The sequence below is a fragment of the Ruminococcus sp. RTP21484sp1_RTP21277st1_D2_RTP21277_210401 genome (assembly GCF_040924225.1).
Lineage (GTDB): Bacteria > Bacillota > Clostridia > Lachnospirales > Lachnospiraceae > Blautia_A > Blautia_A faecis.
In genome coordinates this window covers 48,065-64,586 of sequence record NZ_JBCOMJ010000020.1, presented here as the reverse complement: position 1 = coordinate 64,586, position 16,522 = coordinate 48,065, and the positions used below count along the sequence as shown (strand labels likewise).

The following is a 16,522-nucleotide window of genomic DNA, read 5'->3' as shown; positions in this document are numbered from 1 at the left end:
TTTCGTCAATCGACGATTTGTTTACCTGGAAAAAAACGAAAAATTTTCTATAACTCTCTTGTATGTATTGACATTTTGATATCTAAATGATATCATATTTGTATCTCGTAAAAGATAATTTTCATTATCAGGAGGATTGCTATGAAAGAAAAAGTTTTGGACAACAAGAAAAATGGTATGGGAATGATGGTGCTGTTTATTCTGCTCTATGCCGTGGCCGCAGTCGCTGTAATATTCGGCGCAGCCTTCGAACAGATTCCCCTTATGGTCATCGGTATCATCTGGGCTTCACTTGGATGGATCCCGTTCCTTGGCCTTAAAGTGCTGAAGCCGCAGGAAGCCCTTGTACTCACCTTATTCGGCAAATATGTGGGAACTTTAAAGAATGACGGTTTCTATTGGGTAAATCCTTTTTGTACAGCTGTAAACCCGGCTGCAAAGACGAGACTGAACCAGAGCGGTGACGTAGATGGAGGAAATGCCGCCAAATCCGTTCTCACACTGGCCACCGGAACTTCCGCTTCCACAAGCAGTACATATGTAAACAAAAAGATTTCCCTGAAGATCATGACCTTAAATAACAACCGTCAGAAGATCAACGACTGCCTGGGAAATCCGGTAGAAATCGGAATTGCCGTTATGTGGCGTGTAACAGATACTGCGAAAGCTGTTTTCAACGTAGATAACTATAAGGAATATCTTTCCTTGCAGTGTGACAGCGCGCTACGAAATATCGTGAGAATTTACCCTTATGACGTAGCACCCAATGTAGATACCACTGGGGATGGTGTAGCAGATGAGGGAAGTCTTCGCGGTTCCAGTGAAATCGTAGCCGGACGCATCCGTGATGAAATCCAGCAGAAAGTAGCAGATGCCGGTCTGGAAATTATTGAAGCCCGCATCACCTACCTTGCTTATGCACCTGAGATTGCAGCGGTTATGCTGCAGAGACAGCAGGCTTCCGCTATCATCGACGCAAGAAAGATGATCGTAGACGGTGCTGTTGGTATGGTAGAAATGGCATTAGAGCGATTGAATGAAAACAATGTGGTAGAACTTGACGAGGAGCGGAAGGCTGCCATGGTTTCCAATCTTCTCGTAGTGCTGTGCGGCAATCACGATGCCCAGCCGGTGGTTAATTCCGGCAGTCTGTACTAATGGCTGAAACCAGAGATACCCGGCCTAAGAAACAGATCCCGCTCAGGCTTTCTGCCAAGCTTTATGACCAGATTGCAGCCTGGGCGGAGGATGATTTCCGCTCCGTAAACGGGCAGATTGAATATCTGCTCACCGAATGTGTCCGCCAGCGCAAGAAAAATGGGAAATACGTTTCCGACACGATGGATAAACCGCCGGAACTGGATATCTCATGATTTCCAGCATAAAAAGCCCTTCTACTTGCCAAACCCACTATCGACAATTATAAAACAATACAAATTTTTCACATTTTAAACAAATCAGGGAGTACAGATGTTATAACAACAGTGCTGTACTCCCCGCTTTTATCTATTCGTGCACAGAGGGTAATGACTTTCTGAATGCTCTGAACACCAATTCTGTTTTGTATGGTATTTAACGCTTATAATTATAATTGTTAAGCTTATTTTCTTCGTTCTTTGTGTTAATTTATCTTTTGTATTTTAGTATTTCTATAATTCTATAAAATGATATATTACTTGCAATTTGCTTTCTCTATATGTATTTTTCTGTTTCGTTTTTCTATTTTGTTTTTCTATTACGTTTTTCTGATGCATTTTATATTTCATGTTTTCTGAGAGTATTTCTACAGCCATTCTTATGTATGAATGGTTCTGTCAATCACATACACAGCCTCTGCTTTATCGCGGTGATGTCTTTCTCATGTTTGTTCACGTAAAATAAAAGTCTTTCCTGCGTTTCCCATCTCTTTTGTTGTTCTTCCAGCTTTTGTAAAAGATTGGAATGATTCTCTGCTACAACCTGAAGCTTCCAGTCTGTAGTGTTCTCCACATGAAGCCAGAGTTCTTTTACACTTCTTTGCAATTCTGATACTGATGCATCCAATTCACATACATGCTTGTCTACGCTGCGCAAGTTCGCTTCCAGATTCTCAAAGCGGCTCTTGGTTTCGCTTTCGAAGTTGTCAACGCGAGTTTCTAAGCTGTCAAAGCGGCTTTCCAACTTGTCGAAACGGCTTTCCAACTTGTCGAAGCGGCTTTCCAAATTATCGAAACGGCTTTCCAACTTGTCGAAACGGCTTTCCAAATTCCCAATCCGTGTCTCAATGGGCACCAGCAATCCTGCAATCGCCTGTAGATCTTCTTTCGTCAACATTTCTTTCACCTCCCGTATATTTAAGATAAAAAAAGTATATCAGCAAAATAATATAAAAACAACACTTGAAGTACATTTTGTTCTGTGTTATAATCACGCCACACATGATTTGCAGCAACACATTTCAGAACAGGAAAAAAGTCCACTGTCTGGGAATCCCCAAGGCAACGGACTTTAAAGCTTCTACTCACCTAATCTATATTTTCTATTACTTTCATATTCTTACCAACTGTGGAAATTTCACCAACACCCCATCTTTTTATTCCCAAGGTGCCTTTACGACTTCCTTCGCTTCAAACAGGTGCTTCATCCAGTCACCGGCAAGCTGAATCCAGCTCTCACATTCTGCCTGGATTCCATAGCCATTGGGGCATGCTGTTTCTGCAGTGGCAAGTCCCAGACCATGACTGCCCACTGGATAAATATGCAATTCTGCCGGAATATCCAGAGCGTGAAGTGCCTGGAAAAACAGCAGGGAGTTCTCTACCGGTACAGTATCATCCGGTGCTGTATGCCACAGGAAAGTCGACGGGGTATCCTTCGTAACATTATATTCCAGGGACAGGAATCTGCGTTTCTCTTCATCTGCATAATCCTCTCCCAGAACGCTTTCAAAAGAACCCTTATGTGCTTTCTCGCCAGAAGTGATTACCGGATAGCTGAGCATAAGCCCATTGGGGCGAAACTTTTCGGAGTCCATGCCCAAAGCTTCTGCAACAAAGGGCTTGTTCCAGAATACACCAAGGCTTGCCGCCAGATGTCCACCAGCAGAAGAACCCTGGACTACGATCTTCTCTGTATCAATATGCCATTTTTCTGCATTTTCACGGAGCATTGCAACTGCTGTAGCCAGCTGAAGAAGCGCCTCCGGGAAACGTGCCGGAGCAACGCTGTAGCGCAAAATCGCAGCATGATAGCCCATTGCCATAAATCTGACGGCAAGAGCTTCTGCCTCTCTGTCAGAAGTCATCTGATAGCCGCCGCCAGGACAGATCAGCACAACCGGTCTTTTTCTCTCCGGATCGATTTCAGGTGAATTGTCCAGGAAATATGTAAATAAATTTGCTTTAAACTCAGAATCTTTTAATTGAATCTCTATTTTTTCGTGAATCATTTCGCGAACCTCCTGTTGTATATATTTCGTTCATTTTATAATGTCAGGAATAACCAGCTTATCCCCTAAAGCATGTTTGGAAAAAAGCTTTCTGTAAGACGTGCGTCACAATTTTGGCGTGCAGTTTGCAATAATGCTTTTTCAAACAGGCTCTAATGCCATAATAATTTTCTTCCTATAAGAAATCAATACCTAAATAAAATTGACACCTGCTATTTCAAACACGCTCTAGTTCCCCATCTTCGTCCTGTCATACATCTCCCTGAACTCCGTAGGCGTACAATTATTCATCAGCTTAAACATCCTAAGAAACGCCGACAGACTGGAAAAGCCTGACTTAAATGCCACCTCCGTCACACTCACTCCCGGATCCTGCAGCAACGTTTTTGCAAATTCAATTCTCTTCTGATTCAAATACTTATAAAACGTAGAATCTGTATACTGCTTAAACAACCTGGAAAAATGATACTTACTGAATCCTGCCTGGGAAGCCACTCCCTCCAGGCTCAAATCTTCCGCAAAATGATTGTTAATATAATCTGTAACCAGGATAAACTTCTCCACATATTCCTTCTGCCTGCTGTTTGCTCCGTTTTCTTTCTGCTGTCCCGCTACAGTATGTGCATTTACACGCTGTCTTCCAACGCATGTAAGAATCTCAAGGAATTTCGAAATAATCATAGTTTCCAGATAGGGAGACTCACCGAAATATTCCTCTTTGATTTCCAGCATAAGCGTTTTTACTTTTTCATAAATCTGCGGATACCCCTCCGGTGTAATCAAAGTAGCCGGGGTTATAATCATAGTAAGCAAGTTCAGCTCCTTGGTAGAAATATTGTTCAGACACGGCTGAAAAATAATCCGCTCTCCGCTTTCCGGAGCAAAAAGCTCATGAAGCATACACGGACCGATAATCAGCACATCCCCCTCACGCAGATTGTATTCCTTTCCACCGCACAGTGCCTTATAGCCATTTACGATTGGCATAAGTACCTCGAAGGAGGTATGCCAGTGCGGTGGGTAATTCTCGTATTCATCATTATAATAGAGACAAACCTGCTCATCCTCCCGGAAATCTACTGTTTCATGTATTCCACTAAGCTTATGTATCATTTCCCCATGCTCCTTCCCTGTATATTCTTATTATAATGCTCCTGAGTTTCACCCTTTTACCAGAGCATGTTTGAATTTTCCCAACATATATCATTTTCCGACGGTCAGTATCAAATATTGTCATTCAGTTCTCAAATATTGCGTTTTTCAATATGTTTGTATTGTATCAAATATTGCTTTTTTTATCAATATATAGCCAAATTTATATTTTAAATCTAAATAAGTATCGTTTATCTTTGTCTATATTGCATAATTTTCTATGTTTCAAATTATATACTTTGACATGTACTTGTTTTTGTACAATTTTAGATAGCAATAATTGATAGTAAACAAACAAGAATTAGAAAGAAAACCCAGGCAATCTCTGCTATAGTAAGAATTACCAAATACGAGATCTAAATTTTTAAAAGGAGGTTCAATATGAACAAGAAACGAGCACTTTCAATATTAGTAGCTGCAGCAATGGCAGCTGGAACACTGGTTACATCTGTACCGGTTTATGCTGATGATGTTGAAGAAATCACATGGATGTTCTGGGATGACCTGGAAGCTACGGAAGATCTTATTTCCAAAGGTTACAAAGAAGTCATTGATCGTTTCAACGAAGAGTACGATGGCAAATATCACGTAACTCCGATCACCACCAACCTGGAAGAGTATGATGGCAAGCTGAACGCACTGATCGCAGCCGGACAGACACCGGACGTTTACATCTGTAACCCTGGTCCAAACATGGACGTATATGTAAATGCAGGCGCAGCAGCTGATCTTACCGATATCCTTGAGAATCAGGAAGCAGACTGGTACGCATCCTTTACAGATGGTATCTTCGAAAGAATGACCTATGACGGAAAGATCATGGCAGTTCCTACCAACTTCGCAGCAGCCTGCGTTTACTACAACACCGAGATGTTTGCAGATGCTGGCGTAGAAGTTCCTACCACATACGACGAACTGATTGCTGCATGCCAGAAGCTTCAGGATGCCGGCTACACACCAATCTCCTGCTCCGCTGGTACCGCATGGTGCTTATCCATGATCGCCGGTTATCTGTGTGACCGTCAAGGCGTTGACCTTGCAGCTATCGCAGACCATACCGCTAACTGGACAGACGAGAACTGTATCGAAGCAGGCACCAAGTTAAAAGACCTTTCCCAGTATTTCCAGGCTACAGCAGCCGGAGATTCCAACGACCAGGCTACAGCAGCTTTCTATAACGGCGAAGCAGCTATGCTGGTTCAGGGTTCCTGGGCAATCGCACAGATCAATGGTAACAACCCGGATTTCGAGTCCAAATGTGGTGTATTCCAGTTCCCTGGAATCGACGGTGCAAATGACCCGAACCGTATGATTGTTAAGACTGATAACCTTCTTATGAGCTCCACAACAGAGCATCAGGACGCAGCTATCGCTCTTATGAAAATGTTCACAGACGAGACAGCTCAGAAATACACAGCAGAAGTCGGCGGCAAATTCCCAATCGTCAAAGACCTTGAGATCGACTATGACAAAGCTCCTGCACAGCTGAAATATGTTCAGGATATCATGGCCAAAGCAACTGGTACATTCGGATTCTACAATGAGTCCCTTGCATCTGTAGAAGCTGGTGACTGCTTTGATAACGCAATGGTTGACATCTTCCTTGGAAACCAGACACCTGAAGAAGCATTCCAGACCGTACAGACATTCTATGAGGAGAACGTTTGGGAATAAATCCTCCCTTATAAAAATAAGTTATAAACCCAGGCACATGGCTGCCGCGGAACGGACTAAGGCATGTTCCGCGGCAGTCTTTTTACTAAAAAGTTTATCGCCAGTCAGCGAGCCCACCAAAATCAATACAATACTCATGCAGACAACGGCTTATTCTTTGCTATCATTCGGTTTTCTTTAGTAGTAAAACCGCACACATTTGACGGAAGGAGATATTATGGATAAAATTCTGCGCGACAAAAAAGCCATTTTCGTATTTATCGCCCCGGCGCTGATCATGTTCCTTCTGGTCCTGATCATCCCGACGATACAAATGGTTTACTACTCACTCTGCGATTACGCAGCACTTACACCCCCTGAATTTGTGGGATTAAAAAACTATAAGAAACTGTTTTTCGGTGACGCCACATTCCGTATTGCCCTGAAAAACTCCATCTTTTTCATGATCTTTTCAGCAGTCACACAGCAGATCTTCGGTCTTTTACTTGCTGTTATGCTCACCAACATCCCGAAAGGCCGTAACATTTTCAAGAACATTTATTATCTTCCATGCGTACTTTCCTCCGCAGCACTTGGACTTCTCTGGTCTTTCCTTTTCAATCCGAGAATCGGTATCAACAATCTTCTTGCCAAATTCGGCATTGAAGGACCTCTGTGGCTGATGGACTCTACCGGATTTATTGTACTTCCCATGTGGGTTATCGCATTTGTTGCCCTGTGGCAGTACCTTGGTCAGAACATGATGCTTTATATGGCACAGATCACCGGAATTTCCCGTGACATTTATGAAGCTTCCTATATAGACGGTGCGTCAAAGGTAAAAGCATTCCGCTACATTACCCTTCCGCTGATCAAACCAATGATGATCACATCACTTTCCCTGAACTGTATCGGTTCTCTGAAGTTCTTCGACCTGGTTTACAACATGACTCAGGGTGGTCCGAACCACAGAACAGAAGTCCTTGCAACTGAACTTTATGCAGAAGGTTTCAACTATTTCAAATACGGCTACGCCAGCGCCATTTCCGTAGTTCTCCTGGTGCTCTGCCTGCTTGTAACCCTTCTGGTAAAGAAAGTCATCAAAGTTGAAACTTACGAGTCATAAGGAGGTGGGAAAATGAGCAACGTAAAAGTAAAAGCTCCGAAAAAGCCGGTAAAACCGGTAATCGTAGTGATTTATATCCTGCTGGTGATCCTGGCAGTTATTTATCTGGCTCCGCTTCTGTGGATGCTGTCCGTATCTCTGAAAGATAACGCTGGTGTTATGTCCGCACCATTTTCCCTGCCAGAGGTATTTCATTTTGAAAACTATGCGCAGGCATGGCAGATGGGAAAACTTGGCACCGCCCTTATAAACTCTGTCATCGTCTGCGGCGCTACCCTGATTGTCAGTCTTTTCTTCGGCGCTATGGCAGCTTTTGCCATCGCCAGAATGCGCTGGAAATTATCGGAATTCATGCACACCTTCTTCCTCATCGGAATGATGGTTCCAGTACATTGTGTTCTGATTCCTCTTTTTGTAAGATTTGCGAAACTTGGTCTTACCAATTCCCAGGGCGGATTGATGATTCCTTATATTACCTTCTCCCTGCCAATGACCATTTTCCTGCTTACCGGATTTTTCCGTTCCATGCCAGGAGAAATGTTCGAGGCTGCTGCCATTGACGGCTGCGGAATCTACGGATGCTTTTTCCGGATCGCACTGCCACTTTGCAGAACCGGTTTCTTCGTATCCGGTCTGATGACCTTCATCAACAACTGGAACGAGCTGCTTCTTGCCATGGTATTTATCTCTGATCCTATGAAAAAGACACTGCCGGTTACACTGACCTATTTCGTTGGTCCTTACGCAACCAACTATGTGCAGATGTTTGCTGCGATCATTATCGCAATCGCACCTACCGTTGTTGTTTACTCACTGTTCAGTAACCAGATCGTAGAAGGTCTTACCACAGGTGCAGTCAAGGGATGATACATAACATTGAAACCTTTTCATTTACTAAACTTTGTGACCTGTATTTGTGCAGGTCACAGAGTTTATATACCCCGATTTAACATTGTGTTTTATAGTCACCATGAATTTATGACAACAACAGGAGAAACATTATGAACAGAGAAGAGGCTAGAAAAAAAGCGACCGAACTGGTCAATCAGATGACTTTGGAGGAAAAAGCAAGCCAGCTGCGTTATGACGCTCCGGCGATCAAGCGACTGGGCATCCCGGCTTACAACTGGTGGAACGAAGCTCTCCACGGAGTCGCACGCGCCGGCCAGGCAACTGTTTTCCCACAAGCAATCGGCCTTGGAGCTACTTTTGACACAGAGCTTCTAGAGGAAATCGCAGATGTGACTGCCACTGAAGGCCGCGCCAAATACAATGCTTATTCCCAGGAAGAGGACCGTGATATTTACAAAGGGCTTACTTTCTGGTCCCCAAACGTAAATATTTTTCGCGATCCCAGATGGGGACGAGGACATGAAACCTATGGTGAAGATCCTTATCTTACCAAAGAGCTGGGTGTTTCCTTTGTAAAAGGACTCCAGGGTGATGGAGAAGTTATAAAAGCCGCTGCCTGCGCGAAACACTTTGCAGTCCACTCAGGACCGGAAGCGATCCGCCATGAATTTGACGCCATTGCTACCCCGAAGGATATGGAAGAAACCTACCTGCCGGCTTTTGAAGCCTTGGCAAAAGAAGCAGACGTGGAAGGCTTCATGGGTGCTTACAACCGCACTAACGGCGAACCTTGCTGCGGAAGTCCTACTCTTCAGAAAAAGCTGCGCGGTGACTGGAGCTTCCAGGGATATTTCGTTTCCGACTGCTGGGCGATCAAAGACTTCCATGAGCACCACATGGTAACCAGCACACCCGCTGAATCGGCTGCTCTTGCCTTAAACAACGGCTGCGATCTGAACTGTGGAAACACTTATCTTCATATTTTGAAAGCTTATGAAAAAGGGCTGATTTCAGAAGAAACTATCACAGAATCTGCGATCCGTCTTTTCACAACCAGATATATGCTGGGATTATTTGAAGAAACAGAATATGACAAGATTCCATATTCAGAGGTAGAATCCCCGGAGCATCTGGCACTTTCCAGAAAAGCCGCCGAAGAAAGCTTCGTGCTTCTGAAAAACAACGGAATCCTGCCATTACAGAAAGAGAAGATCAAAACCATTGGAATCGTGGGACCAAATGCAGACAGCCGCGCGGCACTGGTAGGAAACTATCACGGTACCGCATCCCGTTATTGTACCATTCAGGAAGGCATTCAGGATTATCTTGGTGCTGGCGGAAGCGATGTCCGGGTGCTTGCTTCCGTGGGCTGTGATCTTTTCCGCGACCGTACTGAGCATCTGGCACTTACCCAGGACCGACTGGCCGAGGCCAAGATTGTTGCCGCAAACAGTGATGTGGTAATCCTCTGTGTAGGACTTGATGAAACGCTGGAGGGTGAAGAAGGAGATACCGGAAACAGCTACGCTTCCGGTGACAAAGAGACCTTGCAGCTTCCACAGGTTCAGCTGGATCTGATGGAAGCCATGGCACAGTCAGGCAAACCGGTTGTTCTGTGCTTAATGGCCGGAAGTGACATTGATCTTTCTTATGCAGAAGAACATTTCGATGCAGTGATGGTTCTGTGGTACCCAGGTGCCGAAGGTGGAAAAGCCGCCGCAAGAATACTGTTCGGAGATGTCTCCCCATCCGGCAAACTGCCAGTGACCTTCTACAATACCCTGGAAGAACTTCCGGATTTCACCGACTACGCCATGAAGGGACGCACCTACCGCTATATGGAAAATAAGGCGCAGTTCCCATTTGGATATGGATTGACTTATGGGAAGGTAGTAGTGACAGATGCAGTTGTCAGTGAAAACAGCGCAGCCGACACAAATGGTACAAGTGTTTCCGGCAAGGCAGGTTTCGAAAGCGGCACTAATACCACAGCAGCACCAGTTACAATCCAGGCCACTGTCACCAACCAGGGCGCAATTGATACCCGGGATGTGGTTCAGGTTTACATAAAGAATGCAGATTCTTCTCTGGCCGTTCCAAACCCGGAGCTTGCTGCTTTCACTCCTGTTTTCCTGAAAGCAGGCGAAACAAAAACCGTCACACTTTCCATTGCTCCAAAGGCCTTCACCGTAGTAGATGAAACTGGAGCAAGAACAGAGGACGGCAGCCACTTCCATATTTACGTTGGCTGTACACAGCCGGACAAGAGAAGTATGGAACTTGCAGGTGCGAAACCAGTGGAAATTGAATATAGTAAATAATCTTTATAAGGCGAACTACTATCTTAGTTGTTCGTCTTATATTTTTCCTCCTTTAAAAGCATCGAATATTAAGTAACCGCCATTCATACCTATCTCAAGGTACAAACAGCGGTCACGCAATTCATCTCAGTTTTCACTCAATATTTTCCTGTCCATAATAAGCATTTGCACCATGTTTTCTATAGTAATGCTTATCCTGAAGCTCCTGCGGAGCAGGTTTCACATTCGGATTGATCAGCTCGCAGCGGGAAGCCATCTTGGCAACTTCTTCCAGAACTACTGCATTATGCACTGCCTCGTGCGCATCCTTGCCCCATGTGAAAGGACCATGATTCTTGCAAAGAACAGCCGGAACAGCCTCATAATCTCTCTTCTTGAAATAGTCGGCAATGAGAATACCAGTATTCTTCTCATAAGCTTCCGCAATCTCACTCTTATCCAGATTACGGACGCATGGAACCTCACCGTAAATATAATCAGCATGAGTGGTTCCATAGCATGGAATTGCGCGGCCGGCCTGTGCCCAGCTGGTAGCCCAGGAGGAATGAGTATGTACGATTCCACCGATCTTCGGGAAAGCATTGTACAGAACTACATGAGTGGGTGTATCAGATGATGGGTTATATTTACCTTCTACTTTATTACCTTCCAGGTCTACAACTACCATATCTTCCGGTGTCAGTTTCTCATATTCCACACCACTTGGCTTGATTACGAAAAGACCTTTTTCACGATCAATTCCACTTACATTTCCCCAAGTAAAAGTAACCAGGCCGTATTTCGGCAGGTCCATATTTGCTTTGTAAACTTCTTCTTTTAATTTTTCAAGCATAGCTGTATCCTCCTTTTTACACACGCAAATACGCATTTTATTCTTCAGATGTCTGGTTACATCTCACAAAAAGCTTCCGCTATCTTTCCATTCCCCTTGTCTATCAGAGCTCCTGCATTCTTTACCGCAGACATCATATTAAACATAATATAGCACTTGTGCGGATGTATTTCTACTTGTATCTTATATTTTTTTGTATCTGTTGCTATTGTTGTTACTGTTCACTGGTAACGTTCCGCGAGGTGTTTTTTGTGAACAAAGTTCACAGAAAACCCGAGAGTTGCGGCGCGAAATCATGCAAAGCATGATTTCTGTGCATCGCGAAGCGCGTTACTGTGAACGGAGTGAACAGTAACCTATTGTTGTTACTGTTCACTAAAGCATGTTTGAAAAAGGCTTTCTGCAAAATAGCTGAGCTTCCGCCCTGCCTACTCATACAACGGAATCTCATAGCCCCAGGATTTCCTGATTCCATCCATAATCTCCATCACACGCACAGTCTCATCATGAGGCATTTCCAGACATTCCTTTTCGCCCTGTGCGATTGCTCTGGCGCAGGCCTCAACCTCATACTCATAGCCTGTGATCTGTGCCGGCGGCAAATAAGCTGCAACCTCCTTATGCTCCTTGTCAAACACTGTGATTTTCTCCGGATTATTAATATTCTGCACCTGAATATAACCTTTGGTTCCAAAAATACTTCCCATTCTGTCAGAAATTTCACGGGCACCACACTGCAAGGTAGCCATACGGTCGCCTTCAAATACCATAGCAATCGTATCCAGCATATCCACACCTTCACGGAAAATAGCAGTTGCCTGTACATTCTTCAACTTATCCCCAAGAACCATGCTTGCGAAATTAATGGTATAAACACCAACATCCAGAAGCGCACCGCCTGCCAGCTCCGGCTTACGGATACGTTCCACCTCACTGATGGCATAGTTCAGATTGGCAGTAACAGCTGTCACTTCACCGATCACACCGCTTGAAATAATATCATCAATCATCTTTCTGGATGGCATATATCTGGTCCAGATTGCCTCTGTGATCAGCAGGTTTTTCTCTTTCGCCAAGGCAAAAAGCTTTCTTGCCTGGTCTGCATTTACAGTAAACGCCTTTTCACAAAGCACATTTTTTTCAGCCTCCAGGCACATCTTTGCATGAAGATAATGATGGGAATGAGGGGTTGCAATGTAAACCAGATCCACCTGTGGATCTGCAAGCATTTCCTCATAAGAGCCATAAGCCTTGGAAAAACCATATTTCTCGGCAAAGGCCTGCGCCCGTTCAAAGCTTCTGGCTGCCACTGCGTAATTCTCCACATCCTTCATTCCAGCTACCGTTTTCGCCATCTGAACTGCAATTCCTCCAGCTCCAAGTATTCCAATTTTCATTTATGTAAACCGCCTTTCTAATAAAATCTCCTGCTTCGCTGTTCTCAGCTGACTTTCCCGTATGGAGATGTCGCTAAAGCGATACGGTTATTTCGCTCACATGATATTCATATAGTCTTATCTCATGCAGACATAAACTCTACAATCGCATAAGGTTCGCCATTTTCCGCGGAAAGCGCAACCGTAACCTTTCCCGCTTCCAGCTTCACTGCCGGATAAAAAACGTCTCCAAGCAGTGCCTGCTTCTTATATTCTGCCCTCATCTGGCGGATTTCAAAGCCTTCTGGCAGATAGTCTGCCCCCATGCGGATATACTGGCAATTATTAACATGGTGATGGGTGTCCAGATGATGTTTCTGTATTGCAAAAGGCTCCTGGGCTTCCATCCCTTCCGGAAGGGCAATCTTACGGGGCGCATAATCCATCTCCAGCTTTTCATCCAGTTCGTATCCTCTGGTGTCTTCGTCTGTAAGTCTGGCCGGCAGACCGGTCTCTGTATCAATATTGGTCCAGATACTGTTTGCATAGGATAAAAGCTCTCCATCTTCTGTTTTCAGAGTGAAGTTACGCATTCCAAGAAAGCCTTTGAAGCCATATGGCGCCGTTGATGCCACAACCGTCTCTCCCAATCCCGGATATCGGTTCACCACAATCTGCCAGGATGACAATACCCAGGCTCTCTGGCGTTCCTCCAGCGCCTCCATTCCCTGCCCTATTTCCTCAGATTGAAAGGTGCAGCAATCCTGATAATAATTCTGAATTCCAGGAAGAGTCAGGCAGCCATCCTCGCCTATTTCACTGTATCTGACACGGCCTTTAAAACTGTAACTCATGTTATGTCAATCTCCATTCTAGAGCCTGTTTGAAAAATCATTCCTGCAATCTCCCACAAATTGTGACGCACATCTTGCAGAAAGCCTTTTTCAAACACGCTCTAATTTCTTGTCCGCGAATTTTACTTCATTATATAACAAATCCATCAATAAAGATATGAAAATGTAGATTTTTTTGTGAAAATCCCCTTGATTCTGCACCCTCTACCATGTACAATAAAGATATAAAAATAAAAACAGCAAACGCTTATATATGTCCATAATCTGGTTGGACGTTTCTACCAACTACCCTAATAGTTGTCTATAAGCTGCATGCGAAGAGGTATGCAGGTATGGCATTTTCCGGGTGGTTTTTTTATTGCTGAATCAGCCCGAAATCACATTTTGCATGTTTCCGGCAGTACGTTCTCAGCCGCAAACTATCCCGGAACTTTACTTTGCCTCGCCTCTGGCAGAAAGGATGGTCTGATATGAAAAAAGATTTGTTTGCTTTGAAAGGTACAATTTGTTACAGCAAGAATCAGAAAGAACTTGTTTTTGCAGAAAACTCTTATGCAGTCTGTGAAAACGGGCTCTGTGCCGGTGTTTTTTCCCAGCTTCCAGAGGAATATAAAGATATTCCTGTAAAAGACATGGGTGATCGACTGATCATCCCAGGATTCACCGACCTTCATCTGCATGCTCCCCAGTACGCTTACCGCGGAACCGGCATGGATCTAGAGCTGCTGGACTGGCTGAACACCATCACTTTCCCGCAGGAAGCCAAGTACGCTGACCTGTCCTATGCGAAAAAGGCTTACTCCATTTTCGTGGATGACTTAAAGCACAGCTTCACCACCAGAGCCTGCATTTTCGCCACCTTGCACCGTCCGGCAACGGAGCTTCTCATGGACATGCTGGAGGAAAGCGGTCTGGCAACTATGGTTGGAAAAGTAAATATGGATCGCAACGGAGCACCGGAGCTTCAGGAGAAAAGCGCACAGGCTTCTGCACAGGATACACGCCAGTGGCTGGAAGAGATCAAGGGACGTTACGACCACACCTACCCAATCCTAACCCCACGTTTTACCCCATCCTGTACGGATGAGCTGATGACCGAGCTTGGAAAAATCCAGAGGGAATATCACCTTCCGGTTCAGTCTCATCTGTCTGAAAATTTCGGGGAAATTGCATGGGTAAAGGAGCTTTGCCCGACCAGCAGATTTTATGGAGATGCGTATGACATGTTCGGGCTGTTTGGAACAAAACCCGCATTCAATACTAACGAGGCTGATTTCGCTTCCGCATCCGGCCTTAATACCACTGATAACACAGCAGCTCATATTTCATCTGATGGTGCCAGCGTCTGCCCTACCATCATGGCACACTGCGTCCACTCCACCGACGAAGAGATCCAGATGATCAAAGACCAGGGCGTTTACGTCGCCCACTGTCCGGAGTCCAACACAGACATTGCTTCCGGAATCGCACCTGTCCGCCGCTATCTTGATATGGGACTTCATGTAGGACTTGGCACCGATGTTGCCGGAGGTTTTTCTCTCTCCATGTTCCGTGCTATGGCAGATGCCATCCAGGTTTCCAAGCTCCGCTGGCGCCTGATGGATCAGACCCAGGCCCCGGTTACTCTGGAAGAAGCCTTCTACATGGCTACGATCGGTGGTGGCTCCTTCTTCGGAAAAGTCGGCAGCTTCGAAAAAGGCTATGAATTTGACGCCATGATCCTGGACGACAGCAACATCCGTCATCCCCAGGAAATCTCCACCCGTGACAGACTGGAAAGGCTTGTTTATCTGTCCGACGACCGCAATTTGGTTGGGAAATATGTACAGGGACGGAAAGTAATTTAAAAAGCTAAAAAACCTCTGGTCAGGAAATCAATCTTCGACCAGAGGTTTTTCCTTTTGCTCGTTGCTCGCGTAAATTATTCTGTCCCCAGATACTCCCGTATCCGCGCCTCATTCATATTCTCCCCGATCACGATCACTACTTCCTGTCCTGCGGAAATAGGCTTCAGGGAAAATTCTTTGCGGGTGGCGTTTAGTTCCAGCCAAATATTGTTAGTGGATGCTTTCTGAACGGAGTCCGAATTCATTTTTTCGTTTTCGGTTACCGCGGCAGCACTTTCTTCTAATTTCACAAAGCCCTTAATTCGGAAAACATCCCCACATTCCGGATCATCCAGGATCTGATGCGCCGCTTTCTCCAACTGTGTCTCGGAAATCTTCAGCTCCATAAAATACAATGACTGGAACCCTTCTTTCTCATCAAAACACTGTTTCTCAAAATCTTCCATCACATACCCGCTGTTGAAAATCCGCTGAAAATCCTCATCTGTAAACGTTTCCCAATCCTTATTCAGTATCTCATTTTCCGTAAAACGTCGTTTACATTTCACACTTTCCAGTGCGCGATTCAGATGTTTCACAGTTCCACTAATCTCTTCCTCAGATGCCTCCTGGCTCTTGCTCAGAACAATACAACCTGCATCAGCTGCCTCTGAAGCCAGAATATACTCTGCCTGTGGCTGCAGCTTCTCCTCCAGTCTGGCATCCAGAATGGTGATCACATTTCCAATCTGATACCACTTATCCAACGGCTCTTCATAAAGGGCATCGAAAAACTCATCCACATCAAAAATCCCGGAAGGCTCAATGAGAACCCGGTCATATCCGCACATTCCCATTGCGATCAGCTTGGTCTTGAAACGTCTTCTGTGGCAGTCCGCATCACATCCACCTGAAACCATTTCCAGCTCGCAGTTCTCCCCTTCCAGGTCATGAAGCAGCATCATGTCCACATTCACTGCACCAAAATCATTCTCCAGAATTCCAATATTCTGCCCCTGGCTCATCAGCCATGCAGCATATTTCTTTATGAAAGTCGTTTTTCCCGAACCAAGAAAGCCTGTAATCAAATCAACTTTAACCAT

At 44.8% G+C, this 16,522-nt stretch carries 15 protein-coding genes and 1 riboswitch; of the genes, 8 read left to right on the top strand and 7 right to left on the bottom strand.

The window, feature by feature from the left end:
• The first annotated feature begins 141 nt into the window (after positions 1 to 141).
• Both AB5706_RS14015 and AB5706_RS14010 read left to right on the top strand, forming a co-directional pair.
• Entirely contained in the window at positions 142 to 1,158 is a 1,017-nt protein-coding gene (locus tag AB5706_RS14015; protein WP_195982925.1) for an SPFH domain-containing protein, read from the top strand.
• Positions 1,158 to 1,373, top strand: a complete 216-nt coding sequence (locus tag AB5706_RS14010; protein WP_173719187.1) for a type II toxin-antitoxin system antitoxin — start codon at positions 1,158 to 1,160, stop codon at positions 1,371 to 1,373. Before AB5706_RS14015 ends, AB5706_RS14010 begins: the two co-directional genes overlap by 1 nt.
• 445 nt (positions 1,374 to 1,818) lie before the next feature.
• Here the strand turns inward: AB5706_RS14010 and AB5706_RS14005 are convergent, their stop codons facing one another.
• From AB5706_RS14005 to AB5706_RS13995, 3 genes are all read right to left on the bottom strand, one after another.
• Positions 1,819 to 2,313: a hypothetical protein gene (locus AB5706_RS14005; protein WP_173719188.1), complete on the bottom strand. Its 495-nt coding sequence runs from the start codon at positions 2,311 to 2,313 to the stop codon at positions 1,819 to 1,821.
• A 259-nt stretch (positions 2,314 to 2,572) separates the two neighbouring features.
• A complete protein-coding gene (locus tag AB5706_RS14000; RefSeq protein WP_148463310.1) occupies positions 2,573 to 3,427 on the bottom strand; it encodes an alpha/beta hydrolase in 855 nt (284 codons plus the stop codon).
• A gap of 228 nt (positions 3,428 to 3,655) precedes the next feature.
• On the bottom strand, positions 3,656 to 4,540 hold the full coding sequence (locus tag AB5706_RS13995; protein WP_148463309.1) for an AraC family transcriptional regulator: 885 nt from the start codon (positions 4,538 to 4,540) through the stop codon (positions 3,656 to 3,658).
• A 420-nt stretch (positions 4,541 to 4,960) separates the two neighbouring features.
• On the opposite strand from AB5706_RS13995, the gene AB5706_RS13990 reads away from it, so the two are divergent.
• From AB5706_RS13990 to AB5706_RS13975, 4 genes are all read left to right on the top strand, one after another.
• Complete coding sequence (locus tag AB5706_RS13990) at positions 4,961 to 6,253, top strand: ABC transporter substrate-binding protein (RefSeq protein ID WP_195698878.1); 1,293 nt, start codon at positions 4,961 to 4,963, stop codon at positions 6,251 to 6,253.
• 217 nt (positions 6,254 to 6,470) lie between these two features.
• Positions 6,471 to 7,358 (top strand): carbohydrate ABC transporter permease, encoded by an 888-nt coding sequence (locus AB5706_RS13985; protein ID WP_118583552.1) that lies wholly within the window; start codon positions 6,471 to 6,473, stop codon positions 7,356 to 7,358.
• Positions 7,359 to 7,370: 12 nt separating this feature from the next.
• Positions 7,371 to 8,225 (top strand): carbohydrate ABC transporter permease, encoded by an 855-nt coding sequence (locus AB5706_RS13980; protein ID WP_173769643.1) that lies wholly within the window; start codon positions 7,371 to 7,373, stop codon positions 8,223 to 8,225.
• Between the two features lie 134 nt (positions 8,226 to 8,359).
• Complete coding sequence (locus AB5706_RS13975; protein ID WP_226837860.1) at positions 8,360 to 10,531, top strand: glycoside hydrolase family 3 C-terminal domain-containing protein; 2,172 nt, start codon at positions 8,360 to 8,362, stop codon at positions 10,529 to 10,531.
• Between the two features lie 133 nt (positions 10,532 to 10,664).
• Here AB5706_RS13975 and AB5706_RS13970 read toward each other — a convergent pair whose 3' ends face one another.
• The 3 genes from AB5706_RS13970 to AB5706_RS13960 form a co-directional block, all read right to left on the bottom strand.
• Positions 10,665 to 11,363 carry an L-ribulose-5-phosphate 4-epimerase gene (locus AB5706_RS13970; RefSeq protein ID WP_118583558.1) on the bottom strand — a complete coding sequence of 233 codons (699 nt, stop codon included), beginning with the start codon at positions 11,361 to 11,363 and terminating at the stop codon, positions 10,665 to 10,667.
• A 428-nt stretch (positions 11,364 to 11,791) separates the two neighbouring features.
• Positions 11,792 to 12,760, bottom strand: a complete 969-nt coding sequence (locus AB5706_RS13965) for a Gfo/Idh/MocA family protein (protein WP_173774036.1) — start codon at positions 12,758 to 12,760, stop codon at positions 11,792 to 11,794.
• A gap of 122 nt (positions 12,761 to 12,882) precedes the next feature.
• Positions 12,883 to 13,593, bottom strand: a complete 711-nt coding sequence (locus tag AB5706_RS13960; protein WP_173774035.1) for an acyl-[acyl-carrier-protein] thioesterase — start codon at positions 13,591 to 13,593, stop codon at positions 12,883 to 12,885.
• Between the two features lie 25 nt (positions 13,594 to 13,618).
• Between AB5706_RS13960 and AB5706_RS13955 the strand changes: the two genes are divergently transcribed.
• Together AB5706_RS13955 and AB5706_RS13950 are read left to right on the top strand one after the other, a co-directional pair.
• Complete coding sequence (locus AB5706_RS13955) at positions 13,619 to 13,762, top strand: DUF6783 domain-containing protein (protein ID WP_368366141.1); 144 nt, start codon at positions 13,619 to 13,621, stop codon at positions 13,760 to 13,762.
• Positions 13,763 to 13,820: 58 nt separating this feature from the next.
• A riboswitch (purine riboswitch) is annotated at positions 13,821 to 13,917 on the top strand.
• A gap of 146 nt (positions 13,918 to 14,063) precedes the next feature.
• Positions 14,064 to 15,440: an amidohydrolase family protein gene (locus AB5706_RS13950; protein WP_173774034.1), complete on the top strand. Its 1,377-nt coding sequence runs from the start codon at positions 14,064 to 14,066 to the stop codon at positions 15,438 to 15,440.
• A 74-nt stretch (positions 15,441 to 15,514) separates the two neighbouring features.
• Here the strand turns inward: AB5706_RS13950 and AB5706_RS13945 are convergent, their stop codons facing one another.
• Positions 15,515 to 16,522, bottom strand: a complete 1,008-nt coding sequence (locus tag AB5706_RS13945; protein ID WP_173774033.1) for a GTP-binding protein — start codon at positions 16,520 to 16,522, stop codon at positions 15,515 to 15,517.

Bases quoted from the DNA above. Each gene is read 5' to 3' on its own strand.
- AB5706_RS14005 (WP_173719188.1), bottom strand. From the start codon at position 2,313: ATGTTGACGAAAGAAGATCTACAGGCGATTGCAGGATTGCTGGTGCCC.
- AB5706_RS13975 (WP_226837860.1), top strand. From the start codon at position 8,360: ATGAACAGAGAAGAGGCTAGAAAAAAAGCGACCGAACTGGTCAATCAG.
- AB5706_RS13945 (WP_173774033.1), bottom strand. From the start codon at position 16,522: ATGGTTAAAGTTGATTTGATTACAGGCTTTCTTGGTTCGGGAAAAACG.
- AB5706_RS13985 (WP_118583552.1), top strand. From the start codon at position 6,471: ATGGATAAAATTCTGCGCGACAAAAAAGCCATTTTCGTATTTATCGCC.
- AB5706_RS13995 (WP_148463309.1), bottom strand. From the start codon at position 4,540: ATGATACATAAGCTTAGTGGAATACATGAAACAGTAGATTTCCGGGAG.
- AB5706_RS13965 (WP_173774036.1), bottom strand. From the start codon at position 12,760: ATGAAAATTGGAATACTTGGAGCTGGAGGAATTGCAGTTCAGATGGCG.
- AB5706_RS13970 (WP_118583558.1), bottom strand. From the start codon at position 11,363: ATGCTTGAAAAATTAAAAGAAGAAGTTTACAAAGCAAATATGGACCTG.
- AB5706_RS13980 (WP_173769643.1), top strand. From the start codon at position 7,371: ATGAGCAACGTAAAAGTAAAAGCTCCGAAAAAGCCGGTAAAACCGGTA.
- AB5706_RS14010 (WP_173719187.1), top strand. From the start codon at position 1,158: ATGGCTGAAACCAGAGATACCCGGCCTAAGAAACAGATCCCGCTCAGG.
- AB5706_RS13950 (WP_173774034.1), top strand. From the start codon at position 14,064: ATGAAAAAAGATTTGTTTGCTTTGAAAGGTACAATTTGTTACAGCAAG.
- AB5706_RS14000 (WP_148463310.1), bottom strand. From the start codon at position 3,427: ATGATTCACGAAAAAATAGAGATTCAATTAAAAGATTCTGAGTTTAAA.
- AB5706_RS14015 (WP_195982925.1), top strand. From the start codon at position 142: ATGAAAGAAAAAGTTTTGGACAACAAGAAAAATGGTATGGGAATGATG.
- AB5706_RS13990 (WP_195698878.1), top strand. From the start codon at position 4,961: ATGAACAAGAAACGAGCACTTTCAATATTAGTAGCTGCAGCAATGGCA.
- AB5706_RS13960 (WP_173774035.1), bottom strand. From the start codon at position 13,593: ATGAGTTACAGTTTTAAAGGCCGTGTCAGATACAGTGAAATAGGCGAG.